Annotated in this window: 16 protein-coding genes; 11 read left to right on the forward strand and 5 right to left on the reverse strand. The window is 63.8% G+C overall.

Annotated features, from left to right (window positions below; translation table 11 throughout):
- Positions 1-516, reverse strand: a 516-nt coding sequence (locus ACW4QM_RS09400) for a transposase (RefSeq protein ID WP_455798391.1), incomplete at its 3' end; no start/stop codon positions are given.
- Positions 517-751: 235 nt separating this feature from the next.
- Between ACW4QM_RS09400 and ACW4QM_RS09405 the strand changes: the two genes are divergently transcribed.
- Together ACW4QM_RS09405 and ACW4QM_RS09410 are read left to right on the forward strand one after the other, a co-directional pair.
- A complete protein-coding gene (locus tag ACW4QM_RS09405; RefSeq protein ID WP_173113605.1) occupies positions 752-3,475 on the forward strand; it encodes a S8 family serine peptidase in 2,724 nt (907 codons plus the stop codon).
- Between the two features lie 16 nt (positions 3,476-3,491).
- On the forward strand, positions 3,492-6,215 hold the full coding sequence (locus ACW4QM_RS09410) for a transglutaminase domain-containing protein (RefSeq protein WP_451917131.1): 2,724 nt from the start codon (positions 3,492-3,494) through the stop codon (positions 6,213-6,215).
- A 96-nt stretch (positions 6,216-6,311) separates the two neighbouring features.
- Here ACW4QM_RS09410 and ACW4QM_RS09415 read toward each other — a convergent pair whose 3' ends face one another.
- Together ACW4QM_RS09415 and ACW4QM_RS09420 are read right to left on the reverse strand one after the other, a co-directional pair.
- The gene (locus tag ACW4QM_RS09415; protein WP_173113599.1) at positions 6,312-6,554 is read right to left on the reverse strand and encodes a hypothetical protein; all 243 of its coding nucleotides are present in this window, start codon (positions 6,552-6,554) and stop codon (positions 6,312-6,314) included.
- The gene (locus tag ACW4QM_RS09420; protein WP_269434837.1) at positions 6,551-6,676 is read right to left on the reverse strand and encodes a hypothetical protein; all 126 of its coding nucleotides are present in this window, start codon (positions 6,674-6,676) and stop codon (positions 6,551-6,553) included. Before ACW4QM_RS09420 ends, ACW4QM_RS09415 begins: the two co-directional genes overlap by 4 nt.
- 115 nt (positions 6,677-6,791) lie before the next feature.
- Between ACW4QM_RS09420 and ACW4QM_RS09425 the strand changes: the two genes are divergently transcribed.
- Positions 6,792-7,484: a flavin reductase gene (locus ACW4QM_RS09425; RefSeq protein WP_173113596.1), complete on the forward strand. Its 693-nt coding sequence runs from the start codon at positions 6,792-6,794 to the stop codon at positions 7,482-7,484.
- Between the two features lie 76 nt (positions 7,485-7,560).
- On the opposite strand, the gene ACW4QM_RS09430 is transcribed toward ACW4QM_RS09425, so the two are convergent.
- Together ACW4QM_RS09430 and tgt are read right to left on the reverse strand one after the other, a co-directional pair.
- Positions 7,561-7,929, reverse strand: coding sequence for an Hpt domain-containing protein (locus tag ACW4QM_RS09430; protein ID WP_173113593.1), 369 nt, complete (start codon positions 7,927-7,929; stop codon positions 7,561-7,563).
- 269 nt (positions 7,930-8,198) lie between these two features.
- A complete protein-coding gene (tgt, locus tag ACW4QM_RS09435) occupies positions 8,199-9,344 on the reverse strand; it encodes a tRNA guanosine(34) transglycosylase Tgt (protein ID WP_161127391.1) in 1,146 nt (381 codons plus the stop codon).
- A gap of 283 nt (positions 9,345-9,627) precedes the next feature.
- Between tgt and queA the strand changes: the two genes are divergently transcribed.
- From queA to ACW4QM_RS09475, 8 genes are all read left to right on the forward strand, one after another.
- Complete coding sequence (queA, locus tag ACW4QM_RS09440) at positions 9,628-10,725, forward strand: tRNA preQ1(34) S-adenosylmethionine ribosyltransferase-isomerase QueA (RefSeq protein ID WP_161127392.1); 1,098 nt, start codon at positions 9,628-9,630, stop codon at positions 10,723-10,725.
- A 735-nt stretch (positions 10,726-11,460) separates the two neighbouring features.
- Entirely contained in the window at positions 11,461-12,435 is a 975-nt protein-coding gene (locus ACW4QM_RS09445; protein ID WP_455798392.1) for a hypothetical protein, read from the forward strand.
- Between the two features lie 373 nt (positions 12,436-12,808).
- Positions 12,809-14,449, forward strand: coding sequence for an FAD-binding protein (locus tag ACW4QM_RS09450; protein WP_451918063.1), 1,641 nt, complete (start codon positions 12,809-12,811; stop codon positions 14,447-14,449).
- Between the two features lie 156 nt (positions 14,450-14,605).
- Positions 14,606-16,033 (forward strand): helix-turn-helix domain-containing protein, encoded by a 1,428-nt coding sequence (locus ACW4QM_RS09455; protein ID WP_349051102.1) that lies wholly within the window; start codon positions 14,606-14,608, stop codon positions 16,031-16,033.
- A gap of 280 nt (positions 16,034-16,313) precedes the next feature.
- Positions 16,314-19,010 (forward strand): protein translocase subunit SecD, encoded by a 2,697-nt coding sequence (secD, locus tag ACW4QM_RS09460; protein ID WP_455798393.1) that lies wholly within the window; start codon positions 16,314-16,316, stop codon positions 19,008-19,010.
- Between the two features lie 2 nt (positions 19,011-19,012).
- The gene (locus ACW4QM_RS09465) at positions 19,013-19,336 is read left to right on the forward strand and encodes a DUF1292 domain-containing protein (protein ID WP_114548984.1); all 324 of its coding nucleotides are present in this window, start codon (positions 19,013-19,015) and stop codon (positions 19,334-19,336) included.
- A gap of 23 nt (positions 19,337-19,359) precedes the next feature.
- Entirely contained in the window at positions 19,360-19,584 is a 225-nt protein-coding gene (locus ACW4QM_RS09470; RefSeq protein ID WP_455798394.1) for a response regulator transcription factor, read from the forward strand.
- 76 nt (positions 19,585-19,660) lie between these two features.
- On the forward strand, positions 19,661-20,494 hold the full coding sequence (locus ACW4QM_RS09475) for a hypothetical protein (RefSeq protein ID WP_455798395.1): 834 nt from the start codon (positions 19,661-19,663) through the stop codon (positions 20,492-20,494).
- Positions 20,495-20,498 lie beyond the last annotated feature (4 nt).

Below are 20,498 nucleotides of genomic sequence, written 5' to 3' on the forward strand. Positions count from 1 at the left end.
CGGCCTCCACCCGGGGTCACCCTTGAGGTCGGAGTCAGTGACGTACATCTCGTCGATCCACACCTTGCCCCCCAGCACGATCCGGTCCTGGTAGCCGTCCACGGTGGCCATGACCCGGTGGCGCCACTCCCAGGCCGTCTGGTGGGAGATGCCGCAGAGCTCGGCGCAGGCGTCGAGCTGCACGTTGAAGCACATGAGGCGTATGAAGACCACCCACCTCCAGAGCGCCCTCTTCGCGTTCTCGAAGACGGTCCCAGTGAGCGAGTTGAACTTCCGGCCGCACCGGCCGCACGACCAGGCGCGGTGGCCCGCGGGCGTGGAGCCGTCGGAGGCGCAGCCCTCGTACGAGCACGACGGGCACCTCGGCCTCGGCCTCCACTTCCGCGCCGCCTCGTCGTAGGTCCCGGCGCCGACGAGCTCGCGGCACCTCCTGGTCTCGACGGCATCCACCAGAAGGGCGAAGTCCGCGTCGGAAAGCGCGTCGACCCCGCCCGAGAAGGGGTTCGGGCTCTTCATTTGGCGTTGTCCCATCCGCGCAGGCGCCCATCCGGCCGGGACGTCGCCAAACATAGGGCCAGATGGGCACCCGCGCAAATCTACGTTTGGCAGCGTGATTGTACCACCCTGCCGCGGCGGCTAGATGAGCACGCCCTCATCCCTACACTGGTTGACTGTCGGAAAAGTAAAATGCGGGGCGACGAGAAAAGTCGCCCCGTTGTTCTTCTGGGGCGTGTATAGAGAGCGGGATCTTATGAAAAACGCCGATTTCCGCAAGTGGCAAGCGGCCCTCGGAGCGACGCTTTCCGTCTTGCTTGCATTTACCCTTGCTTGGGCGTCTCCGATGGGTGGCGGGTTCAGCCAGGCGGCCGCCTTGGGGGTTGTCACCGCTGATGCGGTGCCCATGAGCGATGGGGCTGCGTCGGGGGAGGGGCAAGCTGCTAGCAAGACGGTTTTGGATGCGGCGGCCGAGTCGGAGGCCTCGGATGCAGCAAACGCAGGTGCCTTCGAGCAAGCTGCCGCCGATGTCGGAAGGGCGGAGCCCGAGGTTGAAGAATCTTCTGCGGAACCTGCGTCTGGCGCAGAGGCCGTGCTAGCTCAGACCGATGCCGACGAGGCGCAACGCGCCGCCGAAGAGCGGGCGACGGACGTCGACGAACTTGGCTACGTTCCGGGCGAAATTGTCGTCATCTACGAGGAAGATGCCTCGGTTTCCGAGCAGAGCGATGTTGCCGCGACTATCGGCACCGAGGGAGAGCCCGAGCCGGCGTCCTTCGAAACCGGTGATGCAGCGGTGGTCGACATCGTCGATGAGATCACGGTGGACACCGCCGTGGAAGCGGCCTCTGCCGAAGACGCCGTGAAGTATGCTTTCCCCAATTACGTGGCCAAAAGCTTCGACGAGCCGGTGGCTTCCGCCCAATCGTCGGCGGCATCGCCACTGGCAACTGGCGATGAGCTGGCTAGCCAGCAATGGTATCTGAGCGCCGTAAAAGCCCCGGAAGCGTGGAGTCTGCTGGCGGCTCCGGGGCGCAGCATTGAGCCCGTGAAAGTGGCCGTGCTCGATACGGGCGCGTCTATCAGCCATTCCGATCTGCAGGACTCCATCGATATGAGCCGAAGCGGCGAGGTCGTTTGGGTCGATATGCAGGCGGGCAAGGTGTCCTTCAAGCCGCTCCGAGGCGACGGCTATTTGAACGGCACTAACGAAATGCCCTTCTACAGCACTCATGGCACCCATGTGGTGGGCATCATAGGCGCCAAGGCCGGTAATGGCGGCGTGCTCGGTGTGGCGAGTGGGGGAAGCACAGCGCTCGCCAATAAGATCGTCTCCATTGCGGCGATTGATATCTTCTCCTGCATTGGTGAAAACAACGACGGCACCAGATTCTCCTCCGCGACGGTGCTCGATATCCTTTACGGGCTGGCGAAGGCACGCGATATGGGCTGCAGCGTCGTGAACATGAGCCTGGGTTTTTACACCGACGACGAGACGTGCATCGCGGCGCTCAACGAGAAGACGTCCGAGCTGGACGAACAGGGCGTTGTCCAGGTCTGCGCGGCGGGCAACGATCATACGGCGGCGAAGTCGTACCCGGCCGCCTGCGATGCGACGCTGAGCGTCATCAGCCTTTCGAAGCGCGGCGCTATTCCCAGCAACTCCAGTACCTATTCGATGAAGACGTGGGAATCGGCCGATGGTTACATGCGCTCGTGGTTCTCGAACTACGGAGACTGGTGCGACATTGCGGCGCCCGGTGAGAACATCTTCAGCACGGGTGTGTTTGAGGGCACGTTGAAGAACGGCTATCTGTCCATGAGCGGTACCTCGATGGCGTCTCCGGTGGTGGCTGCGGCGGCGGCGTTGGTGCAGGCTGCCGACCCCGATTTGTCGTCGGCCGAGGTAAAGGACGTTCTGTGCCGCACCGCCGCCGATTTGCATACAGCGGGCAAGGATGGCGAATCGGGCTGGGGTTTAGTGAATGCTGAGGCGGCGGTGAAGGCCGCGTTGCCCCCTTCTCAGCCAGAGGGGCCAGTAGTTGAGCCTGACGTTCCCGAAGAGGAACCGCCTGCGAGTTTGGCGAATGCGAAGCTGGCGATTTCCTCGCTGACCTACACGGGCAAGGTTCAGACGCCCGCCGTTTCCGTGACACTCGGCGGAGCCACGTTGGTGCAGGGACGTGACTATCGTGTGACGATCTCTCCGACGACGGTAAAAGCGGTTGGTACCTACAGCGTGTCTATGGAGGGCGTGGGGGCCTACCGGGGCACGCTCAAAGGATCCTTCAAGGTGAATGCCGCCGACATCTCATCGGCGCAGATTCAGGCTATTGGCAGCCAGAACTATACAGGTAAGGCGGTAACGCCTCAGCCCAAGGTAACGTGGCAGGGCATGACGCTAATGGCGGGAACTGACTACTCGGTGAGCTATACCAACAACGTGAATGCCGGCACTGCCAAGATGACCATTTCCGGAAAGGGCAACTTCACGGGGACGAAGTCGGTCAGCTTCTCAATTGTCAAAGTCGATCGCAATGTTTGGAGGACGGTTGGAGGCAAGACTTACTACTACGGCGCCGACGGACAGCCGGTGAAGTGGGAGCAGAAGATTGACGGATCGTGGTACTACTTCAACGGCTCCGGCGTCATGCAGACCGGCTGGGTGATCTGGGCCAAGCTCGGCACCAAGAGCTACTTCGACGCTGACGGCAAGGCCCGTACCGGCTGGCACACCCTCGGCGGCAAGACCTACTACTTCGACCCCGCCACCGGCCGCTCGGTGAGGTGGGAAAACAGGATCGGCGGGTCGTTCTACTATTTCAACAGCGCCTCGCAGATGCACACCGGCTGGCTCACGTGGAGCGCCGACAAGAAGCGCAGCTACTTCGATCCGAAGACCGGGAAGGCCTATGTCGGTTGGCATAAAATCGGCGGCAAGAACTATTATTTCGATCCTTTGACTTTCAAAACGCGCTAATTCGAGGAGGGGAGCGATGAGGAAAACATTTCGAAAGATCGTCTCAGGTGTGATGGCCGTTCTGCTGATGCAGCTCTCGCTACCTGCTACCTCGTTTGGCGAGGAGTCTGCCCCGCAGGTGGTGCAGGCGGTAGGGGCAGGTACTGATGGCGCTGAGCAGGAGGGCTCTGTTGTCGAGGCTGCTTCTTTGGCTGGTGATGACGTCGTAACGGTGACGGCCCGCGCCCACAGCGTCGATCCTGACGGATGGAGCGCGACGGTGACCTACGAGAAGCCGCAGGCGGGAGTGTCGACGGAGTTCACGATTACTGCCGATGGCGGCCCGAAGGGTTCCGGCAGCTACCAGTACCAGCAAGGCTTTATCTACAAGTACGATCCCTATATCTGGATATACGACCCCACTTTCCCTCCTGCCGAGACTTTCCGTGATTCCAACGTGCTGAGCTATCAGTTCGTCGGTGCCGGGCGTTATCAATACCAGTTTGTGGTGCGCGACACGGAGACGGCGCGCTATATGCGGTTCTCCTTCGAGGTCGAAGTTGCTGGCGATGGTTTTATCGACGCGAATGAAAAGGCCAGAGAAATCGTTGCAGAGTGCTTGCCCGACGGAAACGTGGACGACTATGAGACGGCGCTTGCGCTGCATGATTGGATCATCGACAACGTCAGCTATGATCACACGTTCAGGAACTTGAGCGTCGATCGGGCGCTCTTGGGCATGGCGGTCACTTGCGAGGGCTATCACGCCGCCTACGTTAAGCTCCTCGAGACGGCAGGCATGGAAACGGGCCGCGTCGAAGGAGGCGGCCATGTATGGACGGCTGTGAAGATGGACGGGAAGTGGTATCACGTCGACACGACCCACGACGACGTGAAAGACAGCCTCGCGGGCGCCGATATCCCGGGCTTCCTCTCGAAGGAGCAGCAGGCGCATCTTCTATTTGGCCTCGATGATGCAACTATGAAGCTAGCGAATGCCGGCTATCATGGGCCAACGGCCGGCTTTGAAGCGGATTCGCTCGAGAACAGCTACTTTATCAAAACAGGCGATATTGCCGAGTGGTCTGATCCTATCGCGATCCAGATTTTGGGGAAGCTCAATCAGAAGGAGACCTCCTTCACCCTAACCCCGACAAACGCGAGTTGGGCTCAGGACAGCTACCGGAATGTTGTCAGCAACCTGGTGGCTTACGAGCTTAACCAAGCTGAATGGACGACGGATAACCAGCAGGCCGATGCTATCGTGCGTATCGATTACGCCGACAACAGGTTCGCCGTGAATACGTTCACGGTTCTCACATCTGCGCCGACAGTGGTTCGGAACTTGATCTATAACGGCGCCAGCCAAGCCGGCCTGGCGGTTCCCTCTGCGGGATCCTATGCCCTGTCTGGAACAACGAAGGCCATCGACGCGGGGACGTACACGGCGACGGTTGCTCCTGGTGCTGGTTACGCATGGGACAAGTTGGGGGATAAGACGGCGCGGAGCTACCAGTGGACGATTGCACCCGCCTCAATTGCTTCAGGCGCGGTTTCCGTGTCGGGCGTCAAAGCCTCTTACGAGCATACGGGCTCTCCCATTCGCCCCAATGTGACGGTAACGCATAATGGCCGCACATTGAAAGCGGGGACGGACTACCAGGTGTCTTACGGGGAGAACACTCAGGTCGGAAAGGCGACGGTGACCATTCGAGGAGCGGGCAAGAACTACTCTGGGAGCAGAACCATCTCTTTCGATATCACCAATCCTCGCAATGCGTGGAGAACCGTCGGCGGCAAGACCTACTACTACGGCGCCGACGGGCAGCCGGTGAAGTGGGAGCAGAAGATCGGCGGCCACTGGTACTACTTCAACGGCTCAGGCGTCATGCAGACCGGCTGGGTGACCTGGTCCAAGCTCGGCACCAAGAGCTACTTCGACGCGGACGGCCGCGCCCGGACCGGCTGGCACACCATCGGCGGCAAGCGATACTACTTCGACCCCGCCACCGCCCGCTCGGTGAGGTGGGAGAACAGGATCGGCGGCTCCTGGTACTACTTCAACGCCGCCTCCGAGATGCAGACCGGCTGGGTGACCTGGTCCAAGCTCGGCACCAAGAGCTACTTCAACGACGACGGGAAGGCCCGCACAGGGTGGCACACCCTGTGGGGCAAGCGATACTACTTCGACCCCGCCACCGCCCGCTCCCTGCGGTGGGAGAACAGGATCGGCGGCTCGTGGTACTACTTCAACTCCGCCTCCGAGATGCAGACCGGCTGGGTGACCTGGTCCAAGCTCGGCACCAAGAGCTACTTCAACGACGACGGGAAGGCCCGCACAGGGTGGCACACCCTGTGGGGCAAGCGATACTACTTCGACCCCGCCACCGCCCGCTCCCTGCGGTGGGAGAACAGGATCGGCGGCTCGTTCTACTACTTCAACGCCGCCTCGCAGATGCACACCGGGTGGCTCACCTGGAGCGCCGACAAGAAGCGCAGCTACTTCGATGTCAACGGCAAGGCCCTTACCGGCTGGCAGACCATCGGCGGGCAGCGCTACTACTTCGATCCAGCAACTTACAAGACCGATGGCGCCGTGGCACAAAGCGTTACGGGTTCAAAAGCTGTGGTGTATTGGGTCGTCGACGGGGAGGTCTACCACACGACGAAGGACTGTGTCTCGCTTAAACGCTCCACGAACATCAAGAGCGGTACAGTAGCGCAATCGGGAAAGAAGCGCGTCTGCAAAAATTGCGGATAGGGAAGGCGGGGCTTTCTGTTCTGTCTTGGCTTCCTCGGCTGCATTTCGAACGAGCGATTTCTCAATCTGAAAGAGTCGTCCGTTCGAAATGCTCGGTTACTCGCCCCAGCGCTGCTCTAGCCACCCCATCACGGGCCGTTCCGGCACGCGAATCCTCGCGAGGTCGATGGCCGCATTCATGGTGTATGTCACGATGTCCGACGGCACGCCCACGACGAGGATCGTCGCAGGGCCCAGGGCGTACGCCCATGCCAGGTGCGGCCACAGCCAGGCGCGCATGATGGGGCTGAACGTGGCGAGAGTCGGGATGGTGGAGAGCGCCACAAAGCCAATGATCATGAGACGGCGCCGGCCGTCGAGAGCGGGCCGCCTTCCGGCCATGCACCGTGCACGCTGAAATGAAACATGACGATGAGCACCATGCTCACGATGCGCAGAAGTTCGATGTTTGAGTTACGCATAGGTCTCCTTGGGCGGTTTGTCGGCGAGACGAAGTATAATCGAGCGAGTCATTGCATCCAACGCTTTTGGGATGGCCTTCGGGTTCAGTTCTCGGGCCTGCAGAAAGGACTTTTTATGATCGATCGCAAGGCATTTCGCTCCCTGTCTTCGGGGCTCTATCTCATCACGGCCAAAGCGGGCGAGCGCCGCTGCGGCTGCGTGGTGAACACGCTCGTGCAGGTGGCCAGCGAGCCGGCCACGTTGTCGGTGTCGCTCAACAAGGAGAACGCCACCACCGCCGCCATCCTGGAGTCGGGCCGTTTCGCCGCCACGGTGCTCGCCGAGGACGCCCCCATGGAGCTCATCGGCACCTTCGGTTTCCACACCTCTGCCGATACCGACAAGTTCGCCGCCTGCGCGAGCGCGGTCGACGGCGCGGAGGTGCCCTACGTAACCGAGCATGGTCTGGCGCGCTTCTCGGTGCGCGTTACCGAGACCATCGACGTGGGCAGCCACTACCTGTTCGTAGGCGTTGTGGAAGAGGCCGAGGTGCTTTCTGCTGGCGATCCGCTCACCTATGCCTACTACCACGCCGTGAAGGGCGGCAAGACTCCGCCCAAGGCCGCCACCTACAACAACGGCGACGAGGCCGCGGTTCCCGGGGTCACCGAGACGGCCGCTGGCGCGCCCGAGGCCGGCAAGAAGATCGCCTGGCGCTGCACCATTTGCGGCTACATCGAGGAAGGCTACCCGGACGGCCTGCCCGAGGGCTACATGTGCCCCATCTGCGGCGCTCCCCGCGAGATGTTCGAGCGCGTGGAGCTGTAGTTCCGGGTCTCGAACCGAAAAAGCCCCCCGACGATTTGCGCCGGGGGGCTTTCGTTTGTCGGGGATTGCGCCGCGCCTACAGCGTGCCGTTGCGCCAGTCTTCCAAACCTTCGATAACGAGCGCGTGGGTGCGCTCCACTTCCGGGAGGTGCTTCTCGGCGGCGTCGTACTCGCCGGCGTACAGCGCGTCGGAGACGAGCGTCGCGCAGTCGTAAAGATCCTTGAACGACAGGTTGCCCGCCACGCCCTTCAGCGCATGGGCCTGGCTGTAGCCCTCGGAGTAGTCCTTGGCCTCCATAGCGGCCTGAAGCGCCACGAGGTTCCCGTCGTCCAGGTACTTCAACGCCAAGCGCTCGTACAGCTCGGCGTTGTCGCCGAAGCGGTCCATGGCGTCCACGTAATCGATGCCGAAGGGACGAAGCTTGTCTGCGATCTGAGCGGTCATGATCGCTCCTTTCCCGTGCAAATTCCGGCGCCCGCGCCCCTCTCTCCTCTTCTTTGGACGGCAGTCGCGTTGGTAACTTTGCTCCACAGTGTAATCGCACGTCACGAAGCTGTCAGCGCACGGGCCTACTCGTTTACGTTTCGTAGCCACTTGTCAACAAGTTGTAATCTGAATTTTGACGAATCGTCACCACTGCTGCTCCCGGATATGGTATTGACGATGGTCAATAACGTTTGCCGAAGTCAGATGCAGAAAACTTGCGTCGCTTCCTAGTAGTCCGCCGCGGCGTCGCTTTCCATCCACTGCTCGAAGAACTCCTCGTAGGCGTCGGCGAGCACGGCTTCCCGCGCGCGGCGCATGAGATCCAGCAGGAAGTGCAGGTTGTGCACCGACAGCAGGATGGCGCCGAGCATCTCGTTCTGCTTCACGAGGTGCCGGATGTAGGCGCGCGTGTGGTTGCGACAGGTGGGGCAGTCGCAGGCCGGATCGAGCGGCGTGAAGTCGCGGGCGTACTTGGCGTTGCGCAGGTTCATGCGGCCGGCGCTGGAGAACGCCGTGCCCATGCGGGCCGTGCGGGTGGGCAGCACGCAGTCGAACATGTCCACGCCCTCGCGCACCGCGCGCACGAGCGTGGTGGGGTTGCCCACGCCCATAAGGTAGCGCGGCCGGTCGTCCGGGCAGGCGCGGGCCACCTCTCCCAGGGTCTCGAACATGACCTCGTGGTCCTCGCCCACGGAGTAGCCGCCGATGCCGTAGCCGCCGAAGCGCCGGCCGCCCCCGGCGAGCGACTCCTCTTCGATCTCGCGCAGCCGCCGCACGCTTTCCAAGCGCAAATCCAGGTGCATGCCGCCCTGCACGATGCCGAAGAGCGTCTGGTCGGAGCGCGTATGCGCCGCCAGGCAGCGACGCGCCCAGGCGCTGGAGTAGTCCACGGCGCGCGCCACGAACTCGCGGGTGGCGGGGTAAGGGGCGCACTGGTCCAGCTGCATGGCGATGTCGGCGCCGATGAGCTCCTGGATGCGCATGTTCTCCTCGGGCGTCCAGTGGATCTTGCTGCCGTCGTAGATGGACTGGAACGTGACCCCGTCGTCGGAGAGCTTCACGGTGTCGGCGAGGCTGAACACTTGGAAGCCGCCGGAGTCGGTGAGCATGGGGCCGTCGTAGTTCATGAAGCGGTGGATGCCCCCGGCCTCGGCCACCAGCTCCGCGCCGGGGCGCATGGCCAAGTGGTAGGTGTTCGCGAGCACCACCTGGCTGCCGAGCTCGCGCAGCTGGTCGGTGGTGACCCCCTTTACCGTGGCGGAGGTGCCCACGGGCATGAACATGGGCGTGTGGAAATCGCCGTGGGCGGTGGTGTAGGTGAGCGCGCGGGCGTGCCCGCTTACGGCATCGCATGTGCAATCGAACAGTGCCAAGAAAGTTCCTAACATCGGGGGCGTCCGGGCTCGGAGGGGGTGCTCGCAGCCCGCTGAACGCTTTTTCCCGCTGCGAACGCGATAACAGAAATAGCGAAGATGACGCACATCAGCGGGTACCATCCCGGCATCGCTGCTGCTGAAGTGGAAGCTATTTCTTAACGATCGCGTTCTCCGCGGGGCGTTCAGAGGTCTGCGAGCACCCCCTCCGAGCCCGGACGACACATGGTCATCGAAGGTCATGGTAGTATAGCGCCTGCATGCATTCAAAGGAGCGCTTTTCATGAGAACCGATGATTTCGACTACAACTTGCCCGAAGAGCTTATCGCTCAGGAGCCAGCGGCCGTGCGCGACGAGTGCCGACTGCTCGTGATGGATCGCGAAAGCGGGGAAGTTGAAGATCGTATCTTCAAGGACATCGTCGACTACTTGAGGCCGGGGGATTTGCTCGTGGCCAACGAGACGCGGGTCATGCCGGCGCGCCTGCTCGGCGCCAAGCGGGGCACGGGCGGGGCGGCCGAGGTGTTTCTGCTGCGCGAGTGCGGAGGCCCCGAGCCGCGGACGAACCGCGTGGCCTTCTGGGAGGTGCTCGTGCGGCCGGGCAAGCGCCTGAAGCCGGGTGCCGGGGCCGTGGTGGATTTCTCGAACGCTGCAGGCGAGGTGGTGCTTTCCGCCGAGATCATCGATTGGGCCCGGGACGGCCAGCGCGGCGAACGTGTCGCGCGTCTTTCCACGACGCTGCCGTCGTTGGACGAGGCCCTGCATGCCGTGGGGCATACGCCGCTGCCGCCCTACATCCGCGACTACGCCGGCGACGAGGAGCTGTACCAGACGGTGTACTCGCGCCGGGAAAGCTCGGCGGCCGCGCCCACGGCCGGGCTGCACTTCACGCCCGAGCTCATCGAGCGTCTGCGCGAGCGCGGCATCGGTTGGGCCACAGTGGAGCTGGAGGTGGGTCTGGACACCTTCCGCGTGGTGGACGAGGACGACCCGGAGAAGCACCACATCCACACCGAGTTCTACACGGTGACCCAGGCCACCGTGGACGCCGTGAACGCGACCCATGCCGCAGGCGGCCGCGTTATCGCCGTGGGCACCACGAGCGTCCGCAGCTTGGAAAGCGCCTGGGATCCCGAGGCCGACGGCGGCCGGGGCGCCCTTGTCGCCCGCGACCGCGAGGCCACGAGCCTCTATATCCTGCCAGGCTATGAGTTCCATGTGGTCGATGCCCTCATCACTAACTTCCACGTGCCGCGCTCCACGCTCATGATGCTCGTCTCCGCCTTCAGCACCCGCGAGAACATTCTGGCCGCCTACCAGCACGCCATCGAAGAGCGCTACCGCCTCCTCTCCTTCGGCGACGCCATGTTCTTGCATTAAACGCGTTTGCAACTCGCCTGTTCATGTCGAGCGGTTCCCTGTTTCCCTTTGTCTGGCTTGCAAAATGCGATTTTAGGGACGGCCGTCCTTCGGCGAGGCGACCGCCCTCCTTCGGCGATGTCGCGTTGTGTGCAAATCCGCGGGTCCCTTCCCCCCACCACGCGGGGCATCTCGACCTCTTGCTTGCGTTGGCGCGCAAAACTGCGGGCGCTGCTTGCTGAAATGGCTTGAAAATCACGAAACATCGGCGTCGGAGGCGAAAAACGCGTTTCGTTGTAATACGCTACCTGGGAAAACTTCGCGAATCGAGGCGTAATCGTCCTTTTATGGGCGTCGACTGCTGATCTTTCGTGTTTTTCAAGCCATTTCAAGCGATTGAAGCGCCGATTTTCTACTGCATTCCGATCTTTCGTCATTTTCAAGCCATCATGCCAGCTTCGCGCGGAGAAGGTGGCATACGGCGAGGCGGGGCTCTGCGTTGTTCCGTGAAAGCAGTGCGGTTCCGCATCCCTTGCTTTGGGCGTTAAGCGCATGTGGCTCGCCCGGTCTTGCCTTCGGGCGCTGGACCCGCTTCTTCGCCTGCTTTTCTCTCGAGCGTTGCTTCTGGTCTCGTTCTGCGTCGGCAGCAGGGCACTCGCTCGGCAAAAGATGATGCATTTACTTTCAGCAGAGGATATTTCATGTATCGCGTTATTCCGAGAACACGTGGCGAGCAGAGGTCTTAGAATGCCGCGAATGCGGTTGATCCTCTTTGGCACATCGGCTTTCTCCTATTGGCTTTGCGCGCCGTCGGCGCCCGATGCCTCATGCAGGGTGTCGGCGAAAATTCTGAAGAATTGCGAGCCCGTCCTTGAAGCACTGCGCCATTTGGAAGGAATCTTCCCGTTCCTGCCCCGGCCGCATCATGTCTCTACGACGTCTCATACCAAAAGGCCGTTGTCGGAAGCGATCTGCCATCTTGTGGTTCGCATGCCGAAGGGAAAGGACTTCTGCCGCGTGGAAAGCGGCGTGTTCGTGTCCTGTCCCGAGCTGTGCTTCGTGCAGCTTGCGCAGTCGCTCTCCTTTCACGAACTCGTTCGGGCGGGCAATGTGCTTTGTGGGCGTTTCTACCTCGACGCCGGGAAGGGCGGCGAGCTTGGGCAACGCGAGCCCCTTACCTCGAAGCGGCGCATTGAAGCGTTCCTTCGCGCCAACCCCGGAATCAAGGGCGTGAAGGAGGCTCGTCGGGCGCTCCCGTGGGTTACGGAAGGTGCGGCCTCTCCTCCAGAGGCGTTTCTCGCCATGGTGTTTGGGCTGCCTCATCGCTATGGCGGCTTTCAGCTCTCGGGCCTTGCGGTAAACCGGCGGTTGCGGCCGAGCCACAAGGCCCAGCAGATAGCACGCCGCACCACGCTCGTCCCTGATATCCTCTTTGCTGATGCTCGCCTTGCGATCGAGTACGACTCAACGGCCGAGCACACCAGCTCCTCACAGTTGACGAGAGACGCCCAGAAGCGCCTGGCGCTGGAGGCAGACGGCTACAAGGTCGTTACCGTGACGGCGGGGCAGATCGGCGATTCGGGCGAAATGCGGCGCATTGCCGAGCAGTGCTATCGCCGGCGGGGCAAAAGATTTCGTCCCCAAAGCAAGGAATTCGCGAACCGGCAAGCGCATCTGTTCCGCATGGGCTGGTCGCTCGAGGATTACTGTCTCAAAGAGCAGCCTCGCTAGGTGCTTTTCAAGAAAATAGTTTTCCCAGTTCAGAGTAAAGGATTAGGGAAAAGATTACGAGAATAATCTTTTTCTCGCTCGCTTTCCGATGCGCGATGGCGCGGCGGCGTCCATAGTGGGGATCGTCACGGGGTGCCGAGCCCGCACACAAGTTGAAGGTTGTCGCGGGGTGCCGTACTCGGGCGGCAGCTGGAAGGCTGCCCGAGTGCGAGAGCGGCGGTGAAGGCCGCGGTCGTGGTTCCCCGGGCGGCATCTGTCAAGGAGGGCGCGCGGCGCCCGACAAAGCGCAAGGCGCGAAGGAGCGCCCGGCGCAAGGAGAGGCACGAGGGCGCATGAGAGGCGTCCCGCGCAACGGAAAGAGAGGGAGTTCACCATGACCACCACCGTTACTCGTCGCGATCTGTTCAAGTTCGGCGGCCTGGCCGCGCTAGGCGTGGCCGGCGCCAGCACGCTCGCCGGCTGCGGCCAGCCCAAGACCGTCGCCGAGGCCGCCGCCGAGAAGGGCCTGGCCGACACGGGCGCCGCTGCCGGCCCCGCGTTCCTCGCGCCCCAGGAGCCCATCACCGAATTCGCCGAGACCCACGAGTACGACGTCGTCGTGGTCGGCGCCGGCGAGTCGGGCCTGTCCGCCGTGCACACCGCGCTCGAGGCCGGCGCGCGCGTGGCCTGCGTGCAGAACATCAACGCCGCCCAGACCACCGGTAACATGGCCGCCTCCATCGACCTCACCCAGACCGACGAGGCCGCCGTCCAGGCCTGCGTGAGCTTCATCAATTGGAAGAGCGACTACCGCTCCAACCGCGACCTCGTGAACATCTGGGCTCACAACTCCCAGGAGGCTCTCGCCTGGTGGGCCGAGGAGGCGGCGAAGGGCGGCGTGGAAAGCAAGCCCCACGACGCGGTGCTCTCCTACAACGGCTACGACATCCACCTGCACGCCAACACCTACTTCCACGTGGAGGGCAACCACAACGCCGCCGCCACGGTGATCGCCGAGAACCTGGCCGCCGCCGGCGCCGAGTTCTTCTACAACATGCCCTGCAAGCAGCTGGCCACTGACGAGTCTGGCGCGGTCACGGGCGCCATCTGCGAGGATGCCGACGGGGCGCACCACCTGTTCACGGCGACCAAGGGCGTTATTCTGGCCTGCGGCGACTACTCCTCCAACCAGGAGATGCTCGATTACTACGCGCCGGATACCAAGGGCTTCTCGCTGTTCACCGACTTCCGCGACGGCAGCGCGCTTGTGGCCGGCATGAACGCCGGGGCCATCATGACGCCGCACACCCACACCAAGATGATCCACGGCGAGCCGGCGGCTGTGCGCCTGGAGATGCCCTTCCTCTTCGTCGACCAGGAGGGCAACCGCTTCATGGACGAGACCTGCTGCCGCATGGGCTACATGAATAACTTCGCCCGCCCGTACTTGGCGAAGGCTGGCTTCACCGACTCCACGGCAGCGAAGTTCTTCAGCCTGGTGCCCGCGAACTGGGAGAGTTTCTACGAGGAGTGGAAGGCCGCCAGCCCCTACGACATCTCCCAGTACAACGGCGACAACAAGGTGAACCCCGAGAAGTGGATCACCGCAGACACCATCGAGGGCCTGGCCGAGGCCATGAACGCCTACGCCGCCGAGAACGATTGGAAGCTCACGAACATCGACGCCGCCGCGCTGGCCGACACCGTGGCCCGCTACAACGAGCTGTGCGCCGCCGGCCGCGACGAGGACTTCGGCAAGGCCGCCAAGTATCTCGTGCCCATCGAGGGCGGCCCCTACTACGCCATCCCCCGCGGCTCCAACAAGCTGCCGGCCATTCTGGGAGGCCTTGTGGTCGATAGCAACCACCAGTGCCTGAACGGGGAGTTCGAGCCCATCAGTGGTCTGTACGCCGTGGGCAACGCCTCGGGCCAGTTCTTCGGCGGCGTGGATTACCCCATGGACATCGAGGGGCTCTCCATCGGCCGCGCCATCACCTCGGGCTACTACACCGGCCGCTTGGTGGCGAGTCTCTAAAACACCCGCCGTCTCACCCTCCCGTGCTCGGCCGACGCTCCCTCCCCGTCGGCCGGGCTTTTGTTTGCGAGCGTTTGCATCCTCCGATGGGCAAGGGGCTCGGGAAAGCGCCGACCTCCCCGCCAGCCGGCCCCGTCACCTGCTATAATGGCCGCCATGGGGAATCTGCTGAAGGACATACGGAAGGGGAGGGAGGATCGCTCCCTGTACCTGCGGGGCATCTTGCCCTACCTGTTCGCGCTCGGCTGCGCCCGCGCTTGGGTGACGCTGGCCGTGGCGGCGCCGGCCCTCGCGCTGCCGGCCGCCTTCGATCTGCACGATGTCTTCGATTACGCGTTCTGTCTGATCTCCATCGCGGTGGCGCTCGCCGCGCGCCGCCTTCTGCCCCTGAACGCCACGGGGCGGATGCGCGCAGCGTCGGCGGCGCTGATGGTCGCGGCGTCGCTGTGCCTCATTGCGGTCGGCATCGGCCTGGTCGCAGGGCCGGCGGCCATTGCCCTTGTGGCCGCGGGCGCGGCGGCGGGAGGCGCGGGCTTCGGCCTCTTCCTGCTTCTGTGGGCCGAGGTCCTAAGCTGCATCTCGCTCATCCGCATTTTCCTGTACACGACGGCCTCCCAGCTGGTGGCCGTCGTCTGTGTGTTCTTCTGCGACGGCCTGGACGATTTGCGCGTGGCCTGCGCTTTGGTGATCCTGCCGCCGGTGGCGCTGCTCTGCCTGCGCCGGGCCTTCTCGGCGCTGCCCGTCGCTGATCGCCCCTCGCCGGTCATTCCGAAGTTCACCTACCCGTGGAAGATCTTCGTGCTTCTGGCCCTGTACTCCTTCGCCTACGGGCTGCGCCAGCACCAGCTGGCCGCCGGCGCCGGCATGCACTCGTCGGTCTCGACGGCCATCGTCATGGCGGTGCTGTTCGCGAGCGCCTACTTCTTCTCGAACCGCTTCAATATCGGGACGCTGTACCGCTCGCCGCTCGTGCTCATCGTGTGCGGCTTTCTGCTTGTGCCCGTCGAGGGCGTCTTCGGCACGGCGGCGTCCAGCTATCTCATCTCCATGAGCTACTCGCTCGTGGGCATCATCGTGGCGCTGCTCCTGTACGACATCTCGAAGCGCCTCGGGGTCACGGTCGTCATCTTCGCCGCCATCAAAGGCGCCGAGCAGGTGTTCGTCATCTGGGGCAAGGGGGTCGCCGAGGCCATGGCCGCCGCTGGCATGAACGCCGGCGCCCAGGACGCGGTCATCGCGGTTGCGGTGGTGGCCATGATGTTGGCGGCCACGCTCATCCTGCTGTCCGAGAAGGAACTGGCGAGCCGCTGGGGCGTGCGCATCCTGGATGCGGGCGGCCTTGTGGAGAAGACCCCGGAAGAGCTGCGGCGCGACGAGCGGGCGGCCGAGCTGGCCGAGCACGCCCGCCTCACCCCGCGGGAAACCGAGATTCTGGCGCTGGTGGCCCAGGGCAAGAACGGCCCGGCCATCATGCAGGAGCTGTTCATCGCCGAGGGCACCTTCAAGGCGCACATGAGCCACATCTACGAGAAGTGCGGCGTCGCGAACCGCCGCGAGCTCGTGGCGCTTTTGGGCGCGAGATAGGGCGCGCCCGCTCAGCGGAGGCTCGCCGCCGAACGGAGGAGCGTTGCGGCGTTGGGGCGCGCCTCCGAGGCTCCCGAGGCGCTTCCGATTATGCCGCATAAGTTGTTGCGATGTCGGAATAGGGCTTTGACCTTCGGTTCATTTATGGCACAATAGGCAAGTTAACGCAAAAGCGCCGCTTCGGGGGAGGCTGGGGCGCTCTTCGCGCAAGAGAAAAGGAACGCGCGGGACTAAGGAACGCGCGGGAAACTAGGAACGCGAAAGAAGAAGGTCGCATCCCATGGCATTGGAACGCAACGTCAAGAAGAAGCCGGCCCGTACGGCGGATCGCCGCAACGTGTGGCTGCTCATCCTCACCACCCTGCTCATCGTCGTGTCGGTGGTGCTGTTCACCCCGCCCAACGAGAAGATCAACCAGGGCCTCGACATTCAAGGCGGCCTGTCGGTGGTGCTCACGGCGAAATCCACGGACGGCCAGCCGGTCACCCCCGAGGACATGGAGAAGTCCCGCGCCATCATCGAGAGCCGCGTGAACGCGCTGGGCGCCTCGGAGGCCACGGTGCAGGAGCAGGGGAACGACCAGATCCTCGTGCAGATTCCCGGCCTGGCCGACACCGAGGAGGCGCTCGCCACCATCGGGCGCACCGGCTCGCTGGAGTTCGCCCGCCTGGATTCGTTCACCGATGAGGACGTGCGCAACGCCATCGACTCCGGCCAGACCTCCGGCGAGGGCACGGTGACCGACGAGTTCGGCAACGCCTTCCCCTCGGGCCAGGTGCAGCACATGGCCGTGGAGCCGGGCACCTACACGCCCATCGTCACCGGCGCCGACATCACCAACGTCACCATCGGCCGCGAGAGCGAGGGCAGCACCTACTACAGCGTGAACATCACGTTGAACTCTCAGGGCGCCAAGGCCTTCGCCGACGCCTCGCGCGATCTGGTGGCCGACCACGGCAAGATCGTCATCATCTTGGACGGCGAGGTGCAGTCCGCCCCGGCCGTGCAGTCCGAAATCCCCAACGGCGAGGTGTCCATCACCGGCCAGTACTCTTTGGAAGATGCCAAGGCGCTGCAGACCATCCTGGAGTCCGGCTCGCTGCCGGTGTCCTTCGAGTACGCCCAGTCCCAGGTCGTCGGCCCCACCTTGGGCCAGGACGCGCTCGTCTCCGGCGTCATCGTGGCCCTTATCGGCCTGGCGCTTGTCATGCTGTACCTGCTGTTCTTCTACAAGGGGCTCGGCATCATCACCGCCGCGGCCATGGGCGTGTTCGCCGTGCTTTACCTCGGCATCCTGGCGGCCCTTTCCGCCTTCCACCTGTTCAGCCTGTCGCTGGCGGGCATCGCCGGCATCGTGCTGACCATCGGCATGGCGGCGGACTCCTCCATCCTCACCGTGGAGCGCTTCCGCGAGGAGATCCGCATGGGCCGCTCGGTGAAGGCGGCCTCCATCACCGGCGTGAAGCACGCCATCTTCACCTCCATCGACGCCGACCTCGTGACCATGGTGTCGGCGCTGTGCCTGTTCTTCCTGGCCGCCGCCTCCGTCAAGGGCTTCGGCATGACGCTGGCCTTGGGCATCATCTGCGACATCGCCATGATGCTCATCTTCAAGGCGCCGCTCATCCGCCTGCTGGCGCCGAAGGTCATCGCGAGGCACCCCGGCTTCTGGGGCATCAAGGACTCCATCGACGCGTCGCGCGGTTACGCCGAGCTGGCCGCCGCCGAGGGCGTGCCTGAGGCCGAGGCCGAGGCCGGCGCCCAGATGAACGCCGCCGAGACCCGCGTCATCGCCGAGGGCGAGGGCGAGCCGGGCTCGGTTGCCGTCACCGCTGTGCGCAAGATCAAGGGCCGCTTCATCAAGCGCGACATCAACTTCCTCGGCTACCGCAAGGTGTTCCTCACCGTGGCCGCCGTGGCCATGGTGGCCTGCCTTGCCATCGTGGGCTTCCGCGGCCTGAACTTTGGCATCGAGTTCGTCGGCGGCACGTCGGTGGCCTTCCACGGCACCGGCGACATCACCATCGAGCAGATGCGCGAGGCCTTCAACGACGCCGGCGAGCCGGATGCCGTCATCCAGACCACCGAGACCGGCGGCGAGCCCGGCTTCCTCGTGCGCACCACCACCACCTCGGCCGAGGACGCCACGGCTCATGCCAACCAGGTGGCCGAGGCCCTCGGCATGACCTCGAGCGACTTCGAAGTGACCACCATCGGCCCGGACTGGGGCGCAAGCGTCATCCAGAGCTCGCTCATCGCTTTCCTCGTGTCCATCCTGCTCATCATCGTCTACATCGCCATCCGCTTCGAGTACAAGATGGGCGTCATGGCCATCGTCGCGCTGCTCCACGATCTCATCTTGGTGGTGGGCATCTATGCGCTCGTGGGCCGGGAAGTGAACCCGAACACCATCGCCGCGCTGCTCACGATCCTCGGCTACTCGCTCTACGACACCGTGGTCGTGTTCCACCGCATCAACGACAACATGAAGGGCGAGGACATCCGCTGCACCTTCATGACCATGGCCAACCACTCCATGAACCAGGTGTTCATCCGCACCATCAACACGACGCTCACCTCGTTCATCCCGGTGTTCGCCATGCTCTTGTTCGGCGGCGAGACGCTGAAGGACTTCGCGTTCGCCATGGCCATCGGTCTTATCGCCGGCTCGTACTCGTCCATCGCCATCGCGTGCCCCCTGTACTGCCTGTGGAAGACGCGCGAGCCGAAGTTCGCGAAGCTGCAGAAGAAGTACGGCACGGAAGTGGGCCTGTTCGAGTTCGACCACTCCGCTTCCACGGGCATCGCCCAGGTGCCGCTGGCGCGCCTTGAGGCCAACGCGCGCGCCGAGGCCTACGTAGCTGAGCAGAAGGAAGCGACCGGTGAGGCACCCGATGCCGCAGCGGTGGCGGCGGCCGCCAAACCCAAGCCGGTGAACAACAAGAAAAAGAAGCACCGCCACGGAAGGGCGCAGTAATTATGGTTCGTGAAGGTTCGGCCCCCAACTTTTGTCCGCCTACCGAGGAGGGCATCACCATTACGCTCGTCGACGAGAAGGGCGAGCAGGTGGAACTGGAGTTCCTCGGGCTCGTGCTGAAGGGAGAGAGCTCGTTCGGGTTCTTCTTCCCGGTGGACGACGAGCATCCGGCCACGTCTTCCGGCGAGGTGGTGGTGTTGGAAGTGACCGAGGTCGACGAGGACGGTCAGCCCTGCTCCTTCGAGCTGGTGGACGACGAGGTCATCGCAGCCGAGGCCTACGCGGACTTCCAGGAAGCCGCCAAGGACCTGTACGACTTCGCCTAAGGGCGCGGTTCGAAGGACGCTCGATGATCTTCGTCGCCGATCCTGCCTCCGCGTTCACCTTGCGCGAGCAGCAGATCCTCTACTACATTGCCGGCGGTCTCTCGAACAAGGAGATCGCCGGCCGGCTCTCCCTCTCCGAGCAGACGGTGAAGGCGCACCTGTCCCATATGACCGCGAAGTGCGGTCGCGCGAACCGCGCGGCGCTCGTCGCCTACGGCTTTGAGACTGGCCTGCTTCGTCGCCGCTGATTAGCCCGAACGGGGGATGGCGGGGGAGGCGGCCTCGGGTAAACTGGGACTCTCTCGCGGGGAGGAAAGCGCGCTTGTGACCTTGTTCGTCTTCGAAATACTCTGCATCCTGCTCTACGGCGCGGCGAGCGCCTTGGGAGCGTTCGGCCTCAGGCGCGATCACCGTCGGGCCGCGCGGGAGGCCAAGGGCGTCTATCTGGTTGCCGTGGCGGCGCATTCCGCGGTCATCGGCATGGAATCGGTGAGCACGGAAGGCACGCTTCTGTCCGGCCCCAACATCGTCATGCTGGCCTCGTGGGTGCTTGCCGTGGTGACGGCGGCGGGACTGCTCGTCACCCGTCGCGGGCTCGCCTTCTCCACTGTCGCCGCGCCGGTGGTGGCGCTGCTCATTCTCGTGTCCCAGTGGCTGCGCATCCTCGATCCCGCGGGCGCGGACAACATGGCCTTCTACCACTGGCCGCTCCTCGTGCCCCATATCGTGCTCGTGTTCGTCGCCCTGGCCTGTTTCGCCACTTCGGCTATATCGGCGGCGCTCGATTGGTACCAGCGCCGTCTCATGGCGGCCCGCAGCGCCAAGGTGCTCGAGCTGAACACGCCGGCGCTGGACACGCTCGCCCTCATCTCGCGCTTGGCGGGGCTGGTGGGCCTCGCGGTGCTCATCGCCGCCATGCTCATCGGGTTCACGCACCTGGTGGCGCTCTATGCTGCCATGGCCCAAATCGGCACCGAGGGCAATCTGGGCTATCTGGTGCCGCGTGTGGCGCTCTCCCTGGCGACGACGGCCGTCTGGTCGGTGTTCTGCGCCTTGTCGTTCCTCGCGCCCTGGGCTGCGTCGGCGCGGGCTCGCGATGCCCTCGCCATCGCCGGCCTTGCGGCGGCGGTGCTGCTCGTCGCGGTGTCGGCGGGGTAGGGCC

The organism is Adlercreutzia sp. CNCM I-6207 (genome assembly GCF_977072305.1).